The organism is Acidovorax sp. CCYZU-2555 (genome assembly GCF_018413525.1).
GTDB lineage: Bacteria > Pseudomonadota > Gammaproteobacteria > Burkholderiales > Burkholderiaceae_C > Comamonas.
Genome location: NZ_JAHCDD010000039.1, coordinates 33847 through 52298, shown reverse-complemented (window position 1 = coordinate 52298; position 18452 = coordinate 33847). Strand labels below are relative to the sequence as shown.

At 64.7% G+C, this 18452-nt stretch carries 16 protein-coding genes and 2 tRNA genes; 4 read left to right on the top strand and 14 right to left on the bottom strand.

Annotated elements, in window-relative coordinates; genetic code table 11:
• The 3 genes from ctaD to KHY18_RS14855 form a co-directional block, all read right to left on the bottom strand.
• Nucleotides 1–2164, bottom strand: a 2164-nt coding sequence (gene ctaD / locus KHY18_RS14865; protein WP_213301248.1) for a cytochrome c oxidase subunit I, incomplete at its 3' end; no start/stop codon positions are given.
• On the bottom strand, nt 2161–3069 hold the full coding sequence (gene coxB / locus KHY18_RS14860; RefSeq protein WP_213301246.1) for a cytochrome c oxidase subunit II: 909 nt from the start codon (nt 3067–3069) through the stop codon (nt 2161–2163). The genes ctaD and coxB, both read right to left, overlap by 4 nt.
• The gene (locus tag KHY18_RS14855; RefSeq protein WP_213301243.1) at nt 3066–3431 is read right to left on the bottom strand and encodes a c-type cytochrome; all 366 of its coding nucleotides are present in this window, start codon (nt 3429–3431) and stop codon (nt 3066–3068) included. Before KHY18_RS14855 ends, coxB begins: the two co-directional genes overlap by 4 nt.
• A 50-nt stretch (nt 3432–3481) precedes the next feature.
• On the opposite strand from KHY18_RS14855, the gene KHY18_RS14850 reads away from it, so the two are divergent.
• A complete protein-coding gene (locus KHY18_RS14850) occupies nt 3482–4330 on the top strand; it encodes a c-type cytochrome (protein WP_213301240.1) in 849 nt (282 codons plus the stop codon).
• A gap of 58 nt (nt 4331–4388) precedes the next feature.
• Here KHY18_RS14850 and KHY18_RS14845 read toward each other — a convergent pair.
• The 6 genes from KHY18_RS14845 to uvrC all read right to left on the bottom strand — a co-directional run bounded on the left by KHY18_RS14845 (nt 4389) and on the right by uvrC (nt 9948).
• Nucleotides 4389–4464, bottom strand: a tRNA-His gene (locus tag KHY18_RS14845).
• 71 nt (nt 4465–4535) lie between these two features.
• Nucleotides 4536–6431 (bottom strand): SurA N-terminal domain-containing protein, encoded by a 1896-nt coding sequence (locus KHY18_RS14840; protein ID WP_213301237.1) that lies wholly within the window; start codon nt 6429–6431, stop codon nt 4536–4538.
• A gap of 279 nt (nt 6432–6710) precedes the next feature.
• Nucleotides 6711–6786, bottom strand: a tRNA-Val gene (locus KHY18_RS14835).
• Between the two features lie 15 nt (nt 6787–6801).
• Entirely contained in the window at nt 6802–7182 is a 381-nt protein-coding gene (locus KHY18_RS14830) for an HU family DNA-binding protein (RefSeq protein WP_283771333.1), read from the bottom strand.
• Between the two features lie 178 nt (nt 7183–7360).
• Entirely contained in the window at nt 7361–7930 is a 570-nt protein-coding gene (gene pgsA / locus KHY18_RS14825) for a CDP-diacylglycerol--glycerol-3-phosphate 3-phosphatidyltransferase (protein WP_213301234.1), read from the bottom strand.
• A 53-nt stretch (nt 7931–7983) separates the two neighbouring features.
• Nucleotides 7984–9948, bottom strand: a complete 1965-nt coding sequence (uvrC, locus tag KHY18_RS14820) for an excinuclease ABC subunit UvrC (RefSeq protein ID WP_213301231.1) — start codon at nt 9946–9948, stop codon at nt 7984–7986.
• A 95-nt stretch (nt 9949–10043) separates the two neighbouring features.
• Here uvrC and earP point away from each other — a divergent pair, with 95 nt between their 5' ends.
• Both earP and efp read left to right on the top strand, forming a co-directional pair.
• Nucleotides 10044–11141 carry an elongation factor P maturation arginine rhamnosyltransferase EarP gene (earP, locus tag KHY18_RS14815; RefSeq protein ID WP_213301227.1) on the top strand — a complete coding sequence of 366 codons (1098 nt, stop codon included), beginning with the start codon at nt 10044–10046 and terminating at the stop codon, nt 11139–11141.
• Nucleotides 11142–11275: 134 nt separating this feature from the next.
• Entirely contained in the window at nt 11276–11830 is a 555-nt protein-coding gene (gene efp, locus KHY18_RS14810; RefSeq protein ID WP_213301223.1) for an elongation factor P, read from the top strand.
• A 266-nt stretch (nt 11831–12096) separates the two neighbouring features.
• Here the strand turns inward: efp and KHY18_RS14805 are convergent, their stop codons facing one another.
• Entirely contained in the window at nt 12097–12990 is an 894-nt protein-coding gene (locus KHY18_RS14805) for a LysR family transcriptional regulator (protein WP_213301220.1), read from the bottom strand.
• Nucleotides 12991–13109: 119 nt separating this feature from the next.
• Between KHY18_RS14805 and KHY18_RS14800 the strand changes: the two genes are divergently transcribed.
• A complete protein-coding gene (locus tag KHY18_RS14800) occupies nt 13110–14333 on the top strand; it encodes an MFS transporter (RefSeq protein WP_213301217.1) in 1224 nt (407 codons plus the stop codon).
• Nucleotides 14334–14348: 15 nt separating this feature from the next.
• Here KHY18_RS14800 and KHY18_RS14795 read toward each other — a convergent pair whose 3' ends face one another.
• From KHY18_RS14795 to KHY18_RS14780, 4 genes are read right to left on the bottom strand one after another with little or no spacing between them, the layout of a single operon-like run.
• Nucleotides 14349–14720, bottom strand: a complete 372-nt coding sequence (locus tag KHY18_RS14795; RefSeq protein WP_213301214.1) for a response regulator — start codon at nt 14718–14720, stop codon at nt 14349–14351.
• Nucleotides 14721–14734: 14 nt separating this feature from the next.
• Nucleotides 14735–15283: a hypothetical protein gene (locus KHY18_RS14790; RefSeq protein ID WP_213301211.1), complete on the bottom strand. Its 549-nt coding sequence runs from the start codon at nt 15281–15283 to the stop codon at nt 14735–14737.
• Nucleotides 15280–16011, bottom strand: coding sequence for a methyl-accepting chemotaxis protein (locus tag KHY18_RS14785; RefSeq protein ID WP_213301208.1), 732 nt, complete (start codon nt 16009–16011; stop codon nt 15280–15282). The genes KHY18_RS14790 and KHY18_RS14785 overlap by 4 nt, the downstream gene beginning before the upstream one ends.
• On the bottom strand, nt 16008–18359 hold the full coding sequence (locus tag KHY18_RS14780; protein WP_213301205.1) for an ATP-binding protein: 2352 nt from the start codon (nt 18357–18359) through the stop codon (nt 16008–16010). The genes KHY18_RS14785 and KHY18_RS14780 overlap by 4 nt, the downstream gene beginning before the upstream one ends.
• Nucleotides 18360–18452 lie beyond the last annotated feature (93 nt).

Sequence of the window (18452 nt, the reverse complement as noted above, 5' to 3'; positions counted from 1 at the left end):
GGGACCAGACCATCAGCGCCGACGCACCTAGCAGCAGGCCCGCGGGCCAGAGCCCGCCCACGGGCAGGCTGGCGCCCGGCGGCGGACAGACATCCAGCGCCATCGACACATGGATATGCGCGAACGCAAACGACGCAAAGATCGTCGCGTCCACGGCCAGCAAAATCAGGGTCGCCCACCACGAATGCGAGGCCCGGCCCGTGGCCGCCGTGGGCACGCTCACGCCGTCGCCGATCGTGGCCTTGGGCCGCAGCGGCGGCAGGTCCGATCCCCAGAGCCAGACCAGCATGGCGATCACCGAAATCGCGCCCGAAATGAAGGCCGGCACAATCCAGTACACGGTCAGCAGCAGGAAGAAACCGGCCGTTCCCGCGGCGGCGATGAACGGCGACCAGCCGTCGCTGGGCAGGCGCAGCAGATGCCGTATGCGCGCGTCCACCGGGCTGGTGACCAGCGTCTCGCGCCCGCCGAACACCGTGCCCGGCAGCCAATGGCGGCCCTCTTCCACTTCGCTGGCCAGCGACGGCCTGTGCCACAGCGGCGCACGCGCTTCGATCTGCGGAATGCTGCGCACGCCGTAATCGCCCTGGGGCAGCCATTCGAGCGAATCCGCATTCCATGGGTCGCCGTGTTCGCGCTCAGGCCGCGCCAGCGTGCGCACCAGATCGATCAGACACAGCAGCACGCCCGCGGCAAAGATGAATGATCCCACGGTGGACAGCAGATTCCACAGCGTCCACCCCAGCCCATCGGCATAGGTATACACGCGCCGCGGCATGCCCGCCAGGCCCGCGATATGCATGGGAAAGAACGCCAGATTGAAGCCACCGAACATCAGCCAGAAGCTCCAGCGCGCCAGGCGCTCGGACAGGCGCTGGCCGTTGTACAGCGGCGCCCAGTAATAGATGCCCGCGAACAGCGGAAACACCAGGCCCCCTATGAGCACGTAGTGCAGATGGGCGACGACGAAATAGCTGTCGTGCGCCTGCCAGTCGAACGGCAGCACCGCGAGCATCACGCCCGTGAGGCCGCCGAGCACGAAGACGAAATGAAAACCCAGCAGGAACAGCGAGGGCGCCAGCATGCGCACGCGGCCTTTCCAGAACGTTGCGATCCAGGCGAACACCTGCACGCCGCTGGGAATGGCCACGGCAAAGCTCGCCACCGACGTCACATGCAAGGCCAGCGGCCCCAGGCCTGCGGTGAACATATGGTGCATCCACAGCAAAAAGCTGATCGCGCCGACGGCCACCAGCGCCCACACGATGGCGCGGTAGCCCACCAGCGGCGTGCCGGCCATCACCGGCACCATCATCGTCACCATGCCCGCCGCCGGCAGGAAGATGATGTAGACCTCGGGATGGCCGAAGAACCAGAACAGGTGCTGCCACAGCAGCGGATCGCCGCCGCGCGCGGGAATGAAGAACGGCCAGTCGAACGCGCGCTCGAGTTCGAGCAGCAGCGTGCCCGCGATCAGCGCCGGAAACGCGAAGATCACCATCAGCGCCGCGACCAGCACCGCCCAGGCGAACAGCGGCATCTTCATCAGCGACATGCCCGGCGCGCGCGTGAAAAGAATGCCGATGATCAGCTCGATCGCGCCCGCGATCGCCGAAATCTCGATGAAGCCAATGCCCAGCAGCCACCAGTCGGCGCCTATGCCGGGCGAAAACTCCTTGCTGGTCAGCGGCGGGTACATGAACCAGCCGCCATCGGGCGAGGCGCCGAAAAAGATGGTGATGAAGAACGCCAGGCCGCCGATCGCATAGGCCCAGAACGCATAGGCCGAAAGCCGCGGAAACGGCAGATCGCGCGCGCCCAGCATATTGGGCAGCAGCCACACGGCGACGGCCTCGACCACGGGCACGGCGAACAGGAACATCATCACCGAGCCGTGCATGGTGAACAGCTGGTTGTAGGTGCCGGCGGCGACCAGCGTGCTGTCGGGCAACGCCAGCTGCGCGCGCATGATCAGCGCCAGGATTCCCGCGAGCACGAAGAACACCAGCGCCGTCGCCAGGTAGTAGATGCCGACCTGGCTGTTGTTCACCGCCGAAAAGCGCCGCCAGCCCTTGGGCGGCTCCCAGGCGCGCTGCAGCGCCTGCAGTTCATCCGCGGGGCGCGGCAGCGCGTTGGGCAGCGATGTGGGCAAGGCGTCGCTCATTGCAGCGCACCCAGCCAGTCGCCCAGGGCTTCGAGCGTGGGCGCGTCGAGTCGGTCGTAAGAAGGCATGCGGGCTCCGGATTTGATCTGCTGGATATGCGCGAGCCAGCGCGCGCGGCCTTCGGGCGTGTTCTCCAAAATGCCCGCGCCCAGGTGCAGTCGGCTGCCGAAATGCGTGAGGTCAGGCCCCAGCCGGCCTTCGTCGCTGACGCCGCGCACGGTATGGCAGGCGTTGCAGCGCTGAGCGAGAAATGCATCGCGGCCCTGCAGCTGGCGCGGCGTTGCCGGCGCCGCCGCTGGCCTGGCCTGGGCCGCAAGCCAGGCGTCGAAGGCCTGGGGTTGCAGACCCACCACATGCAGCGCCATCTGCGCATGCTGCGCGCCGCAGAACTCGGCGCACTGGCCGCGCCACACGCCGGGCTGCTGCGCGGTCACGAGCAGGTGCTGCATGCGCCCGGGCAGCATGTCCATCTTGCCCGCGAGCTGGGGCACCCAGAAGCTGTGGATCACGTCCGCGCTGGTCAGCGCGAAGTACACCGGCTTGCCCACGGGAATGCGGATTTCATTGGCCGTGACCACATCGGCGCCGGTCACGGTATCGCGGTAGCGCACTTCCCACCACCACATATGCGCCTTCACGGTGACGATCAGCGCGTCCGCGGGCGGCACGGGTTTCCAGGCCGGCATGCGCGGCAGCACCCAGGCGAACAGCGCGGCCAGCACCAGCGCCGGAAAGACCACGCCGCCGCCCCAGACCCACAGCCGCGGGCGCACGGAAGTCGCGCGGCTGCGCAGCGACCAGGCCAGCAACAGCATCACGCCAAGGAAAATCAGCAAGCCGCCGCCAAACAGCACCCAGGTCACGGTCTCTATCGACTGGGCGGCATCGCCGGCTGCGGGCTTCATTCGAGCGAGAAAAGAAAGGCCGCCATGGCCTGGGCATCGGCGGGCGAGACGCCCATGCTGGGCATGGGCGTACCCGGCACCAGGGACTGGGGCGCGGCGATCCACCGGGCCAGCGTGTCGGGCCGGTTGGGCAGCCGGCCCGCGATATAGCTGCGCCGGCTCCAGGCATCCAGCGGCTGCGAGCGCTGGCCTCGCGCCGCCGGCACGTCTGGAATGGAGTGGCAAGACCCGCACTGATATTGCCCCATCAGCGCCTTGCCGCGTTCTATCGTCATGCGATCCTGCGCCCAGGCATCACCGAGCACGCAGCCGGCCAGCAGCACCGGTAGCAGCGTAGGTGAAAAGGCATACTTGCGGATCATTGGCGCATTCTGTCGCACAAATGAGGACAACTGACGCAAAATCGCAGCAGATGCGAAAAATCAAGCTGCTGTCGATCATTGCTGTCACGACCACTGGACTTGGGCTTACAGCCGCACTCATGGCTGCGGCGGTGCTGTATTCGGGCGCCTATGACATCTCGGCCACACGCCAGCATTGGCAGGCCACGCATTCAATGCTGGAGATCGCCATGCGCCAGTCGGTGCGCCGCCACGCAAAGGACATCGACGAGCCGGCGCTCAGCGACCCGCAGATGGCCTTGCGCGGCGCCGTCAGCTTTCATGCAAACTGCGTGCAATGCCATGGCGCGCCCGGCGTGGCGCAATCCGGTATAGGTCTGAGCATGCAGCCCCTGCCCGGCCCGCTGGTCGACGCCAAGCAGCACTGGCGCCCGCGCGAACTCTACTGGGTGGTGCGCCATGGCATCAAGATGACCGGCATGCCGGCCTGGCAGTACCGGCTGGCCGACGAAGAAATATGGGATCTCGTGGCGTTCATGCAGCAGCTGCCGCAGCTCGATGCTGCGCAGTACGCGCAATGGACGCAGCAGGCCATGCCCCGCGGTGAGCACCCCGTGCCTGCGGCGGCCGCGACATTCGCTGTCGATGTCGAACGCGGCCGCCAGGCGCTGCACCAGTACGCCTGCTCGGCCTGCCACAGCATTCCCGGCGTCACCGGATCGAAGGTCCATGTCGGCCCGCCGCTCAAAGGCATGGGCACGCGCACGCTGATTGCGGGCACGCTGGCCAATACGCCGCCCAACCTCGCGCTCTGGCTCACCCATACGCAGCAGGTCAAGCCCGGCACGGCCATGCCCCAGCTGGGCGTCTCGGCGCGCGATGCACAGGATATGGCAGCCTATCTCGCCACGCTGCGCTAAGAAACCGGCCCCAACGAAAAAACGCCCTGAATTTGCATTCAGGGCGTTTTCAAGATTTTGGGGTGGCTGATGGGGCTCGAACCCACGACAACAGGAATCACAATCCTGGACTCTACCAACTGAGCTACAGCCACCGTAGAAGCATCTATTGTAATCGCAAAAATGCCGCCCCGAAACGAGTTTCGCGCTGGAGCGGCATTAAATCTCAGGGGCGATCGACCTTGATCTGCACCTTGAAGCGCGCCTTGAGCATTTCATAGTAAGCCGCGCCTTCGGCGCCGGCCCACCACTGCGCCAGTTGCTGCTTCTGTGCGGCAACGATCTGCGCATCCTGGGCAGGACGCTCGACCACGGAATTGACCTTGATCACGGCATAGCCGAGGTTGCCCAGGTCCACACCGGTCCAGGCGGGCAGGCCTTCCACGGAAGCGTGCAGCGCGGCGTCGATGACTTCGCGTGGCAGGTTCTGCGGCTGGTCACGGCCGATCACCACCGCAGCGCCCAATGCTGCGCCAGCAGGCTGTTCCTTCCAGGCCTTGAGCTTGGCCTGGCCTTCTTCGCGCGCCAGTTCGGCCGACTTCTGTGCAACGTACAGCGCCTGCACCTTGTCAGCCACTTCTTCGAACGCCAGCGTGTGGGCTGGCGAATAGGCGGTGACGCGGCCGGCGGCCATCATGCCCGAACCGATTTCCACGGCTTCGGTGTTGCGCTTGCTTTCCAGCGATTCAGGCGCGAACAGGGCTTCGAGGAAGCGCGGGTTGGCCAGCGCGCCCTGGGCGCCAGGGGCGGGAATGCGCGACACGCGTTCGGCCTTCTGCACCGTCAGCTTGAGCTTTTCGGCCACGCCTTGCAGGTTGTCCGATTGCTCGTACACGCCGTTGGCGAACTGTTCAGCCACTTCGGCGTACTTGCGCTGGGCCTGCTGTTCCTTCAGGTCCTTTTCGAGGCGCGGACGCAGCTCGGCAAAGCTGGGCTGGGGCGGCGTCTTGATGTCGGTCAGCTGAATGATGTGGAAGCCGAAATCGCTTTCGACCACGTCGCTGATATCACCCTTCTTCAACGCATAGGCTGCGTCCGAGAAAGGCTTGACCATGTCGCCGCGCGTGAAGAAGCCCAGATCGCCACCGCTTTGTGCGGTGCCGCTGTCCTGCGACGATTGCTTGGCGACCGCGGCGAACGACTCGGGATCCTTGCGCACCTGCTCGAGCAGTGCCTGGGCCTGCTCACGCGCCTTGGTGCGATCGGCGGCCGATGCATCCTTGGTGGCGTTGATCAGGATATGGCTCGCACGGCGCTCTTCCTGGCCCGCGAGGCGCGACAGGTTTTCCTGGTAGTAGGTACGCAGGTCGTCTTCATTGAGCACCATCGAAGCCTGCACGCTGGCAGAGTCGAGCACCACGTATTCGACGCTGGCCTGTTCAGCCTGCTGGAACTTGTCCGGATGGGCCTTGTAGTAGGCCTGCAGCTCTTCGGGCGTAGCCTTGACCTTGGATGCGAAATCGCTGGCCTTGAACTGGGCCACCTGCACTTCGCGGCGCTGGTACAGCGCATCCATCGCCAGCTTGACCTGGGAATCGGTCACGAACGAGGAATTGATCGCCGAACCCATCACCTGGCTCAGCGACAGGTTGCTGCGCAGATTGGCTTCAAAGCCTTCGGGCGTCATGCCTTGCGCGCCAACGAGCGCGCGATAGGCTTCGGCATCGAGCGTTCCGTCGGCGCGCTTGAGCGCGGCGATCGCCGGAATCTGCTGCAGGCTGCGCACCAGTTGGGCATCGCTGGCCACCATGTGCATCTTCTGCGCCGCGGCCACGAGCACGCGGTCGCGCACCATGCGCTCGAGCGTCGCGTAGCGCGCCTGGGGCGAGTCGAGCAGCTTGGCATCGACTTCGGGATTCGCGGCACGCAGCTGATCGCTCTCCATGCGGTGGGCGTTGTCCCAGTCCGATTGCTTGATCTCGTGGCCATCCACCCGAGCCACCGTCGGACTGGATTCCGAGAAATAGTTCTGGTCGATGCCAACGAAGATGAACGAGGGAATGATCAGCAAGAACAACAAGATCATCACGAACTTGGAGTGCTTGCGGATGGCTTCAAACATAGTCGATCTTTCTGTGGAAGCAATAAAAAAGGCGAACTTATGTTCGCCTTTGTAAGGTGTACGTAGCCAAAGGAACCTGACTGAGGAAGGCAAGGGACTGACCCCATCCATCCATCAACGACAAAGCCTGCCAACGACCCACGCACCCTTGGTGAAGGAAACTGCGCAGATTCTACCTGTTACGCCTGAAGGCCTACACCGCCAACACGGTCAACGCAAAAGGCAGGCAAAGAAAAAGGGCCTGGATTGCTCCGGGCCCTTGATTTCATCTGCAATGGGTGGTGGGTGCTGACGGGATCGAACCGCCGACCTACTCCGTGTAAAGGAGCCGCTCTACCGACTGAGCTAAGCACCCCCTTGCAACTGCTTGTCAGTTCAACGCATCTTTCAATGCCTTGCCCGGACGGAATTTTGGTACCTTGGCGGCCTTGATTTCGATCGTGGCGCCAGTGCGTGGGTTGCGGCCGGTACGTGTGGAACGTTCACCGACGGTGAAGGTTCCGAAACCGACGAGCGATACTGTACCACCCTTTTTGAGGGTTTTCTTCACTGCCTCGATCGTCGATTCCAGCGCGCGCGCAGCGGCGGCTTTGGAGATGTCGGCATTGTTTGCGATGTGCTCAATCAGTTCGGTCTTATTCACAAGAAGCCTCTCGAGAAATGGTGGATGGAATGTCGCTGCCGTGCGGCGCTTTTGCAGTTCAAGAACTGTATCTACCGACGAGCCTGCAGTCACCTCAGGTGTATGCATTCAGGGCCATGCCATCGACCTTCCAAGTGTCAATGTTATCCGCTGCAATCCCAGCGGCTGCAGCGATTCTAGCTGCAATTGCCCTGCTGCCCGGCGTATGCTGCGGTTTTTGTGGCGCGCGGCCGCTAGAGGCTTCACGGATTGACAACCGGGCCGGCGCGCGCCGGCCGCGGCCAAGTTACTTGTCGACGCGGGCGCGGATCTCGGGCAGGGCTTTTTGCAGGTAGTACACCATGGACCAGACCGTGAGCACGGCCGCGATCCAGATCAGCACATGTCCCCAGATGCCGGTGTCCATCACGCCGAACAGCATGCCGTCATAGAGCAGGAAAGGAATCGCCACCATCTGCGCCGTGGTCTTGAGCTTGCCCAGCATGTGCACCGCCACGCTCTTGCTCGCGCCGATCTGCGCCATCCATTCGCGCAGCGCCGAAATGGCGATTTCGCGGCCGATGATGATCAGCGCGACGAACACATCGGCGCGCTGCAGGTGCACCAGCACCAGCAGCGAGGCGCAGACCAGGAATTTGTCGGCCACAGGATCGAGAAAGGCGCCGAAGGAGGAAGTCTGGTTGAGCTTGCGCGCCAGATACCCATCGAGCCAGTCGGTCGCCGCAAAAACAATGAACATCAGCGTGGCAATCAGATTTTGCAGCGCTGGTTCCATAGGGGTGTAGAACACTCCCACGATCAAAGGTATCGCGACGAAGCGCGTACAGGTCATCAAGGTGGGGATGGTCAGAAACATATTTGCAATTGTGTCATGCGGCGAAGACCTTTACGCGCAGCATTGAGGCCGTCTCAATGCAGGGCGCGATAGATGGTGTCTGCCAGTTCGGGCGAAATGCCTTCGACCTTCATCAGGTCTTCGACGCTCGCATCGGCCACGCCGCGCACGCCGCCAAAGCGCTGCAGCAGGCGCGCGCGCTTCTTCGGTCCCACGCCCGCGATCTCCTCGAGTTGCCCGCCGCCTATGCGCACCTTGGCGCGCGCCGCGCGCATGCCGGTGATCGCGAAGCGATGGGCTTCGTCACGAATCTGCGCGACCAGCATCAGCGCTGCCGAATCCTTGCCCAGATAGACTTTTTCGCGCCCGTCGGCAAACACCAGTTCCTCAAGACCCACCTTGCGCTTGTCGCCCTTCTCCACGCCGACGATGCGCGACAGATCAAGCCCCAGTGCCTCGAACACTTCGCGCGCCATGCTGACCTGGCCCACGCCGCCGTCGACCAGTACCAGATCAGGCAGGCGCGCCTGGCCCGCCGTGGGCTCGGCGCCGCCCGCCTCGCGCTGGGCTTCTGCGACGCGGCTGTAGCGGCGCATCAGCACCTGGCGCATGGCCGCGTAGTCATCGCCGCCCGTGATGCCTTCGATATTGAAACGCCGGTACTCGCTGCCCTGCATCTTGTGGTGATGGAACACCACGCACGACGCCTTGGTGGCTTCGCCCGACGTGTGCGAAATGTCGAAACACTCGATGGTCAGGCTGTCGAGGTCATGGGTGGGCAGATCGAGCGCTTCGGCGAGCGCGCGCGTGCGCGCCTGCTGCGAGCCTTCCTCGGCCAAAAGTCGCGCGAGTTGCAGCTCGACATTGCGCTGCGCCATGTCGAGCCAGGCGCGGCGCTCGTCGCGCGGCTGGTGCAAGGCGCTCACGCGCACGCCGCTCGACTCCGACAGCGCCTTGAGCAGCGCCTTGTCGACCGCATGGCTCAGCACCAGCAGCGGCGGCACGGCCACGCTGGTGTAGTGCTGGGCCAGGAAAGCTTCGAGCACCATCACTTCGACGGGCTGGGTTGGCGCGGCTTCGCCCTCCTCCTCGGTCTCGGCTTGGCTTTGAGCGTCATGCACTGCCGCCGCGTCGCCCAGTTGTGAAGGGAAATACGGCCGGTCGCCCAGATGGCGGCCGCCGCGCACCATGGCCAGGTTGACGCAGGCGCGCCCGCCCTGCACGCGCACCGCGAGAATGTCGACATCCTTGTCCGATGTGGTTTCTATCGACTGCTGGTGCAGCACGCGCGCCAGCGCCGTCATCTGGTTGCGCACTTCGGCCGCCTGCTCGAACTCCAGCGCCTCGGCATGCACCAGCATGCGCGCCTCGAGCTGTTGCAGCAGCGCCTGGGTCTCGCCGCGCAGCATGGCTTCGGCATTGCGCACATCGATCGCATAGGCCTCGGGCGAGATCAGATCTACGCAGGGGCCCGAGCAGCGCTTGATCTGATAGAGCAGGCAGGGCCGCGAGCGGTTGGAAAACACCGTGTCTTCGCAGGTGCGCAGGCGGAACACTTTCTGCAGCAGCTGTATGGTTTCCTTGACCGCCCAGGCGCTTGGATAGGGCCCGAAGTAGCGGTTTTTCTTGTCGACGCTGCCGCGGTAATAGGCCATGCGCGCGAAGCGCTGGCCGGGCTGCGGCCCCTCGCCGTCGCGCCCCGCCACACCCGAAATCATCAGATACGGATAACTTTTGTCATCGCGAAACAGGATGTTGTACTTGGGGTGCTGGGTCTTGATCAGGTTGTTTTCGAGCAGCAGCGCCTCGGCTTCGGAGCGCACCACCGTGGTCTCCAGGCGCACGATCTTGCTGATCATGTGGCCGATGCGCGTGCCGCCATGGCTCTTCTGGAAATAATTGGCGACGCGGCGCTTGAGGTTGCGCGCCTTGCCCACGTAGAGCAGCCCGCCCTCGGCATCGAAGTAGCGGTACACGCCCGGCAGTGAAGGCAGGGCTGCGACCTGGGCCAGCAGTTCATCGGAATGCATTTCAGACATGCCTCTATTGTGGCGGGCCTGGTGCACGCTTTCAGCCACCCGACCGAAAGCGGTACGATCGGCGCCCCCTGCCCCAAGTTTTGAAGCCTCTTTCCATGCCGCTGAACCGCCCTCTTCGCTGGGATATCTTTTGCCAGGTGATCGACAACTTCGGCGATGTCGGCGTCTGCTGGCGCGCTGCCGCGGAGCTGGCCGCGCGCGGCGAGCAGGTGCGGCTGTTTCTCGACGACGCCAGCGCGCTGGCCTGGATGGCGCCCGCGCCCCACCCCGCAGGCCTGAGCGTGCACGCCTGGCCCGACCAACCGGCCTTGCTGCCCGCCGATGGCGTGGGCGATGTGGTGATCGAAGCGTTCGGCTGCACGCTGCCCGAAGTGTTCGTGCAGGCCATCGCAAAGCATTACGCCGCGCATGGCCGCCACCCCGAGCAGGCTCCGGTCTGGATCAACCTCGAATACCTGAGCGCCGAGCCCTATGTGGAACGCTGCCACCGCCTGCCTTCGCTGCTGATGAGCGGGCCCGCGGCCGGACTCACGCGCTGGTTCTTCTACCCGGGCTTCACGCCGCGCACCGGCGGCCTGCTGCGCGAGGCCGCGCTGGGCGAGCGCCAGGCGGCGTTCGATCGTCAAGCCTGGCGCAGCGCGCGCGGCATCGATGAAACCACGCGCCTGGTATCGCTGTTCTGCTATGAGCCGCCGGCCCTGCCTGCGCTGCTCGAACAACTGCAGGGCAGCGCGCCGCCCAGCCATCTGCTGGTCACGCCGGGGCGCGCCGCCGACGCCGTGCGCGCCGCACTGGCATCGCAGGCCGCGCTCGACTGCACCTGGCTTGCGCCCTGCGCCCAGCCGCAGTTCGATGAAATGCTCTGGGCCAGCGATCTGAACCTGGTGCGCGGCGAAGACTCGCTGGTGCGCGCGCTCTGGGCGGGCCAGGCTTTTGTCTGGCAGATCTATCCGCAGCACGACAACGCCCACCACGCCAAGCTCGACGCTTTTCTCGACTGGCTAGAAGCCCCACCGTCGCTGCGGCTGTTTCACCATGTCTGGAATGGCATGGTCAGCGCCCCCAACCTGCCCCTGATCACCGCGCAGATGCTGGGCGAATGGCGTGATTGCGCACTCGCCGCGCGCACGCGCCAATGGGTGGCAAGCGATCTCGTCAGCCAACTGCAGCAGTTTGTGGCAGAAAAAAGCTAAAATCTTCGTTTTACGCGCACGTGCTTAGCAGGCTGCGCCCTTATTTCCCCCCGCCGCGGAACATGTTTCGATGCACCAACCCTCAGGGCCGTGCAGCTGGACGCGTTGAGCGGCACAACCCCAGCAATCTAGCTATGAAAATCGCCCAAGAAATCCGCGCCGGCAACGTGATCATGCACGGCAAGGACCCCATGATCGTTCTGAAGACCGAATACGCCCGTGGCGGCCGCGGCGCCGCCACCGTGCGCATGAAGCTCAAGGCCCTGCTGGGCAACATGGGCACCGAAAACGTGTTCAAGGCCGACGACAAGATCGACAACGTGATCCTGGACAAGAAAGAGTGCACCTACTCCTACTTCGCCGATCCTATGTATGTCTGCATGGACGAAGAGTTCAACCAGTACGAAGTCGAAGCCGAAAACATGGGCGACGCCCTGAACTACCTCGAAGACGGCATGACCGTTGAAGTGGTGTTCTATGACGGCAAGGCCATCTCGGTCGAGCTGCCCACCAGCGTCGTGCGCGAAATCACCTGGACCGAACCCGCGGTCAAGGGCGACACATCGGGCAAGGTGCTCAAGCCTGCCAAGATTTCCACCGACTTCGAAGTCGCTGTGCCCCTGTTCGTTGCCCAAGGCGACAAGATCGAAATCGACACCCGCACCGGCGAATACCGCAAGCGCGTGTAAATAGCCCCCACGCTTGCTCGCTTCGCGTAGCCGCTGCCCCCCAGGGGGGCCGTCCGCAGGCTTGGGGCGGCCCGGCGCCTGCGGATAGCCGCCCCACGCTTGCTCGCTTCGCGTAGCCGCTGCCCCCCAGGGGGGCCGTCCGCAGGCTTGGGGCGGCCCGGCGCCTGCGGATACCCGCCCCATGCTCGCTGGCTGCGCATCGCCGCTGCACTAAGCCCCTTTATAGGGGCTTTTTTGCGTGCGGCCGCAGGCCGTGATGGCGCGTTTCAATGCCGCGCGGGCAGCACTTCGGCCAGATATTTCACCATGGATGCGATCCTGGCCGATACCGCCGAGTGCCGGTAGTACACCGCCTGCACCGGCCGGTCCACGGGCAGGGTTGCCTGCGCCAACACTTCCACCAGGCGTCCTTCCTCGCGATCGGCAGCGGTCATGAAGTCGGCCAGGCAGATGATGCCCATGCCCTGCAAGGCCAGCTGGCGCAGGGTTTCGCCGCTGGACGAAGCGAGCGTGGGCTCGATCTGCATCTGCTTGCCATCCGCCTGTCGCACGGGCCACAGATTGAGGATGTCGTTCTGCACAAAGCCCAGCCTTTCATGCTGCGCGAGATCCCTGGGCGTGTGCGGGCAGCCGTGTTTGCTGAGGTAGGCCGGGCTTGCCAGCAGGCGCAGCCGCGAATGGCCCAGCAGCCGGCTGTGCAGCGTCGAATCCTTGAGCGCACCTATGCGTATCGCCAGATCCACGCGACGCTCCAGCAAGTCGATGAAGCCTTCGTTGCTCGTCAGCACCAGTTCCACATCGGGATGGCGTTCGCGGTAGCCCGGCATCAGCGGCACGAGAACGTGCAGCATGTAAGGCGTGGCCGCATCGATGCGCAGCGGGCCCGCCAGGCGTTCGCGCCGCTGCATCAGTCCCTCTTCGGCGACCTTCACGGCCTCGAGGATGTTGCGCGCGTCGCGCGCAAAGCCATGGCCTTCGTCCGTCACATCCATGCGCCGCGTGGTGCGCCGCAGCAAGGTGGCTTGCACCTTGCCTTCGAGGCGTGCGAGCAGCCGGCTGGTGGTGGATACAGGCTGGCCGAGGTGTTCGGCGGCCGCGGTCAGCGAGCCCGAGTCCACGACGGCGAGAAAGACGGTCAATTCTTCCAGCGTAAAGCGCATTTTCCCAATACCAGCAAAAGTGTTTTCGGCATTAGACACTTTTTCGCAAGAAAGCCTGCCTTCACAATGCGTAATCAGTAAAAACCCGAACCCACAAGGTACGGAACCAGTTCATCCCAATGCACGCTTCACCGACTCCCTCTTCTCACGCCGCCGCGCCCTCCGGGCCGCCGCGCAGCGCCACCCTCCCCCTGTTGGCGCTGGCCGTCGGCGCCTTCGGCATAGGCACGACCGAGTTCGGCCCCATGGGCATGCTGCCGACCATTGCCGACGGACTGCAGGTCTCGGTGCCGTCGGCCGGGCTGCTGGTCTCGGCCTATGCGCTGGGCGTGATGATAGGCGCGCCCATCATGACCCTGCTGCTGGCCAGATGGTCGCCGCGCAAGGCGCTGATACTGCTGATGGCGATCTTCACCATAGGCAATATCCTGTCGGCGCTGGCCCCGGGCTACGCGAGCCTGATGGTGGCGCGCGTCATCACCAGCCTGAACCATGGCGCGTTCTTCGGCATTGGCTCGGTGGTGGCCGCCAGCCTGGTGCCGCGCGACAAGCAGGCCAGCGCGGTGGCCATGATGTTCACCGGCCTGACCGTTGCCAACATCGGCGGTGTTCCCGCAGCCACCTGGATCAGCGAAGCCTTCGGCTGGCGCCAGTCGTTTGCGGGCATCGGTGCGCTGGGCCTGCTGGCCATGGTGGCGCTGCTGTTCGCCCTGCCCAAGGGCGGTGGCGGCCAGCGCATGGATCTGCGCGCCGAATGGCAGGTGCTGACGCGCCCCGCAGTGCTGATGGGCCTGCTGACGACGGTGCTGGGCTCGGCCGCGATGTTTACCCTCTATACCTACATCAACCCCGCGCTGAAGACATTCACCGGCGCCTCGCCAGCCTTCATCACGGGCATGCTGGCGCTGACCGGCGTGGGCTTCACCATCGGCAATGCGATTGGCGGCAAGCTGGCCGACCGCTCGATAGAGAAGACCATCATCGGCTTCCTTGCACTGGTCACGGTGAGCATGCTGGCCTTCCCATGGCTGGCCCAGACCCATCTCGGCGCAGCCGCCTGCGTGTTCGTCTGGGCCATAGGCGCGTTTGCGCTGGTGCCGCCGGTGCAGATGCGCGTAATGCGCGCCGCCGTGGAAGCGCCCGGGCTGGCGTCGTCGGTGAACATCGGCGCCTTCAATCTGGGCAACGCGATTGGAGCAGCGGCTGGCGCGGCGGTGCTCAGCGTGGGCGGCGGCTATGCCGCGGTGGCGGTGACGGGCGCGGGCTTCTCGGTCATCGCGCTGCTGCTGGTGGCGCGAACCATGCGCGGTGCAGGTCGCCGGGTCGCCCCTGCGGCCTGCTGAACCTGACGGCGGGCCTCAGGCCGCGCCGGCGAGCTTCTTGAAAGTCGCCAGCACGGCCGGGCCGTTGAACGGCTTGACGATCCAGCCCTTGATGCCCGCGGCCTTGCCGCGTTCCTTCATCGCGGGCGCGTTTTCGGTGGTCAGCATCACGATGTTGACGGCGCTGTTGCGCAGATCGCTGCGCACTTTTTCGGCCATCGTCAGGCCGTCCATGTTGGGCATGTTGACGTCACACACGACGAGTTTCACCGAGGGATCGGCGGACAGCTTGCTGAGCCCGTCCTTGCCGTCCACGGCATAGGCCACGGTGAGGCCGTTGCGCTGGAGGAAACCGCCGACTTCATTGCGAACGGTGCTGGAGTCGTCGACGACGAGAATCTGTGCCATGAGAAATGCCTTGTTCAGAAAAATTCGAGTTCGCCGGTGACTTCTTCCTGCGCATCCGCATGCCATTCGAAGTCCATGGGAGCGCGGTTGTGAATGCACAGGCTGGCGTCGATGTGCAGTTGCGCATCGACCGCGATGCGCCAGTGGGTCGCGTAGGCGTGCGGCAAGGCCGTCATGAACGGCCCGCTGCGGCTGTCGATGATGTGGGGCGTCGACATGCCGGTGTGCGCGAAGAAGCGCCCGATTTCGCGGTTGACCATGCCGCAGCACATGTTGCCGCGCTCCGACATCAGATCGCGAAACGCTTGCGGCCCCGCGTCGTCGCCCTGGCTGTCGGGTGCCAGAAAGCGCATCGCGTCCGCGGCCTTGGGAAAATGCAGGGCCATGACCAGCCGGAAAGTGTGCGCGGCAATCATCAGCACCACCATCTGCGAGCCGGAATCGGGCGCGGATTGCGCCACCTGCGTCACCTCGGCGCGCTCGCCGGACAGCGTGAAAAAAGTGTTCTGGAGACTGTGAACGAACATCCGGTCCAGGCTCTCGCAGGCGCTGGACGAAATCATGCGCACTCCAGCGACAGTGCCGTGGCCTCGTTCCCCTTGCGGTTGGTCAGCTCCAGGCCGCGCACCGCGCCCAGGATCATGCGGCCGCCGGCCTGCATGTCCTGGAAGGTGGTGGTGGTGATCAAGTCGTTTTCGTAGAGCGTGCGCCGGTAGTCCATGGACAGCGCCTCGGCGCGTGCCGACAGCGAACGCATTTCATTGGCGACGATGCCAAAACCGCGCCCGGTCGCGCCCGCGCGCGCCGACTCGATGGACGCGTTGAGCGCCACCATCACCATCTGGCGCACGATCAGCGAGAACTCTTCGTTCTTGGCATGCATGCCGCGGTTGTGCGCGAGCAGCACGGTCATGTCGGCATGCCAGCGCTCGAACGTCATCTCGATGCCGTACAGATCACGGATCGCGCCCGCGAGTTCGTGGGTATTGCCCTTGGACGCATCGAAGGCCTGATTGGCCTGCAGCATCACCGACTGCAAGGCCTGGTCATGGTCGGCCTGCAGCGCCGACTCGCGCGCCTGCCACTCCATGGCCGCGGCCTGGCCGACAGCGCGCAAGCTGTCGATTTCGGCGCGCAGCGCGTCGCATTCGTCCGTATCCACATGCGCCGACTGCAGCACTTGCACCTGCGCCTCGTAGGCCCTGAGGCGGCTTTTGAGGCGCCAGACCCAAAGAGAAAACACCGCGCCGGCGCAAGCCAGGCCCGCGGCAAAAATTGCAACCAGGCTCATGCCACAACCACCGTTTCTTCTGTATAGCTGATCGCCAATGCCGCAGGCAGTGTCAACACGGTCTGGAAACCGCGCACGGGATCGCCTTCGCGTCCCAGCAGCTGGATATCGATGCGCCCGCCCTGAGACTGCACCAGGCTGCGCACCGCGTCCATGCCCACGCCGCGCCCCGAAATGTCGGTCACCTGCTGCGCCGTGGAGAACCCGGGCAGGAAGATGTATTGGGCGATCTCGGCCTGCGACACCACGGCATCGGCATCGACCAGCTGCTTTTCGAGCGCCTTGGCGCGGATCGCGTTCAGATCCAGGCCGCGGCCGTCATCGCTGGTGGTGATGTGCAGGCCGCGCGCATCGCTGACAACGTCGATGCGGATCTGCCCCGCCGCCGGCTTGCCCTTGGCGATGCGCGCCAGCGGCGTCTCGAGGCCATGGTCCAGCGCATTGCGCAGCAAGTGCATGAATGTGTCCTGCAGCGCCGCGGCCGCAGCGCTGCGTATGCCCACGCCTTCGTCGGCCAGGGTGATGCGCGGCTCTTCCTTCTCGAGTTCCACGGCGAGCGCGGGCAAGGCCCCGAGCACATCCTTGAGCATGACGCCAAGGCGCTGGGTGTCCAGGCGCTCGAGCGCCGAGCGCGTGTGCTGCACGGCCGCGGCCAGCACATCGCGGCTGTCGCCGTCCTTCACCTGCAGGCGCGCGAGCACCGCGTCGAGTTCGGCGCGGTCCAGGCGCAGCAGCGGGCCCGCCTCCAGGCTGGCCTCGGAGGCACCGCGACCCAGCTTGTGCGTGTGGATGGCCGCATATTCGTCCAGCGCGGCGCGCACCGTTTGCAGATCGCTCAGCAAGGCTTCGGCATCCCAGGCCTTGTCGCCCGTGCGCAAGGCATCGTAGTCCTGCTCTACGCGGTGCACGACATCCGTGAGCTGCTGCAAGCCGTAGGTTCGGGCATTGCCCTTGATGGTGTGCATGTTGCGAAACAGCAGATCGACCGCTGGCGCGGTCGCGCGCGCATCCGCGGCGTCGGTGCCGCGCACCGCTTGCACGTTCTCGGCCAGATAGGCCTGGCTGCTGTCGAGGAAGCGTTCGAACTTCGCCGGCTCCATCGCGAGAATCTCGCCGATGATGGCCAACTCGCGGCCCTGCGCGCTCGCTTCCAGCGCCAGCTTGCGCAGCTCGGTGACATCGCGCACGCACAGCAGCAGACGCATGACGGTGCCGTCTTCGGCAGTAATGGGCGCCCAGCTCAGATCGAGGATCTTGCTGCGGCCGTCGGCGAACTGGCGCTGGATCTCGGTGGGAAACAGATGGCTGTTGAACTCGAAGTTCATCGCGTCCTCGCCCAGGCAGGACGACAGCGCGGCCAGCACCTGCGAGCGCGCGTCCTCGCCCAGCGGCGTGTCCTTGAGCACCAGGTCCATGACATTGCGCCCGGCGATCTCGCGCGTTTCGAGAATGCTTTCCAGGTACTCGGAATACTCGTGGTGCACGCTGCCGTCGGGCTGCACGGTCAGAATGCCCTGGGGAACATAGCGCAGCATGGCCTGGATGTCGGCCGCCTTCTGCCGCACCAGCGCGCTGCTTTCCTCGATCTTCTCCACCATGGTGTTGAAGGCCTTCATCGAGCGCCCGATCTCATCGTCGCTGGCCACGTCGAGCCGGTGCGTGAAGTCCTGGCTGGTGGCGATCTGCGTCATCTTCGCTTCCATCTGCGCGATGGGGTGTATCACCTGCTTGTAGAGCAGCACGCCGATCAGGCCCAGCACCAGCGTGGCCGCGCCGCTGATGGCCATCAGCGCCACCGTCGTGTTCGACAGCTCGGCATTGAGCGTATCGATCGCTTCGTCCTTGCTGCGGCGCTTTTCCACCTGCACCGCATCGATCATCTGGCCTTGTTCACGCAGGTACTGATCGACGGTCGCGCCCATGTTGGCCTCGGCGAGTTCCGTCTGGCCGGCGAGCTTGAACTGCGCGGTGTCGTTGATCGATGCAAAGTAGTTTTGCATGCTCTCCTGCGCCGCCTCGATCAGGCCGCGCTGGGCCTGGCTGTCGGCCTGGGCGTGCTGGTCCTTGAGCGCCTGCGTCAGGGTTTCCCGCTTCGCATTCAGCTCTTCGAGCGCGATGCGCACCAGGTTTTCATCGGCGGCGGAAATCATCGCCAGCACGGCGATCTGCACGTCCTTCAACTGCGTCATCAACTCGACCGACGCGATGGCGCTGGGCACCACGCCCTCGGTCACCTGCTTCACCTGTTCGGAGTTGCTGCGCGCCTGAATGACGGCGAAGCCGCCTATGACGGCCAAGGCGGCAAACACGAGCGTCACAAGCATGACGATGCGCTGCTTGATGTTCATTGCACATCCAATCTCTGAGAAATGAACCAACGAAATGTTGCAGACTGCAACTTGTACGTTGAATTATTTCAAGCAGAGATTGCGGCTTGATGA

Bases quoted from the DNA above. Each gene is read 5' to 3' on its own strand.
- coxB (WP_213301246.1), bottom strand. From the start codon at position 3,069: ATGAAGCCCGCAGCCGGCGATGCCGCCCAGTCGATAGAGACCGTGACC.
- KHY18_RS14855 (WP_213301243.1), bottom strand. From the start codon at position 3,431: ATGATCCGCAAGTATGCCTTTTCACCTACGCTGCTACCGGTGCTGCTG.
- KHY18_RS14850 (WP_213301240.1), top strand. From the start codon at position 3,482: ATGCGAAAAATCAAGCTGCTGTCGATCATTGCTGTCACGACCACTGGA.
- KHY18_RS14840 (WP_213301237.1), bottom strand. From the start codon at position 6,431: ATGTTTGAAGCCATCCGCAAGCACTCCAAGTTCGTGATGATCTTGTTG.
- KHY18_RS14830 (WP_283771333.1), bottom strand. From the start codon at position 7,182: ATGCATACACCTGAGGTGACTGCAGGCTCGTCGGTAGATACAGTTCTT.
- pgsA (WP_213301234.1), bottom strand. From the start codon at position 7,930: ATGTTTCTGACCATCCCCACCTTGATGACCTGTACGCGCTTCGTCGCG.
- uvrC (WP_213301231.1), bottom strand. From the start codon at position 9,948: ATGTCTGAAATGCATTCCGATGAACTGCTGGCCCAGGTCGCAGCCCTG.
- earP (WP_213301227.1), top strand. From the start codon at position 10,044: ATGCCGCTGAACCGCCCTCTTCGCTGGGATATCTTTTGCCAGGTGATC.
- efp (WP_213301223.1), top strand. From the start codon at position 11,276: ATGAAAATCGCCCAAGAAATCCGCGCCGGCAACGTGATCATGCACGGC.
- KHY18_RS14805 (WP_213301220.1), bottom strand. From the start codon at position 12,990: ATGCGCTTTACGCTGGAAGAATTGACCGTCTTTCTCGCCGTCGTGGAC.
- KHY18_RS14800 (WP_213301217.1), top strand. From the start codon at position 13,110: ATGCACGCTTCACCGACTCCCTCTTCTCACGCCGCCGCGCCCTCCGGG.
- KHY18_RS14795 (WP_213301214.1), bottom strand. From the start codon at position 14,720: ATGGCACAGATTCTCGTCGTCGACGACTCCAGCACCGTTCGCAATGAA.
- KHY18_RS14790 (WP_213301211.1), bottom strand. From the start codon at position 15,283: ATGATTTCGTCCAGCGCCTGCGAGAGCCTGGACCGGATGTTCGTTCAC.
- KHY18_RS14785 (WP_213301208.1), bottom strand. From the start codon at position 16,011: ATGAGCCTGGTTGCAATTTTTGCCGCGGGCCTGGCTTGCGCCGGCGCG.
- KHY18_RS14780 (WP_213301205.1), bottom strand. From the start codon at position 18,359: ATGAACATCAAGCAGCGCATCGTCATGCTTGTGACGCTCGTGTTTGCC.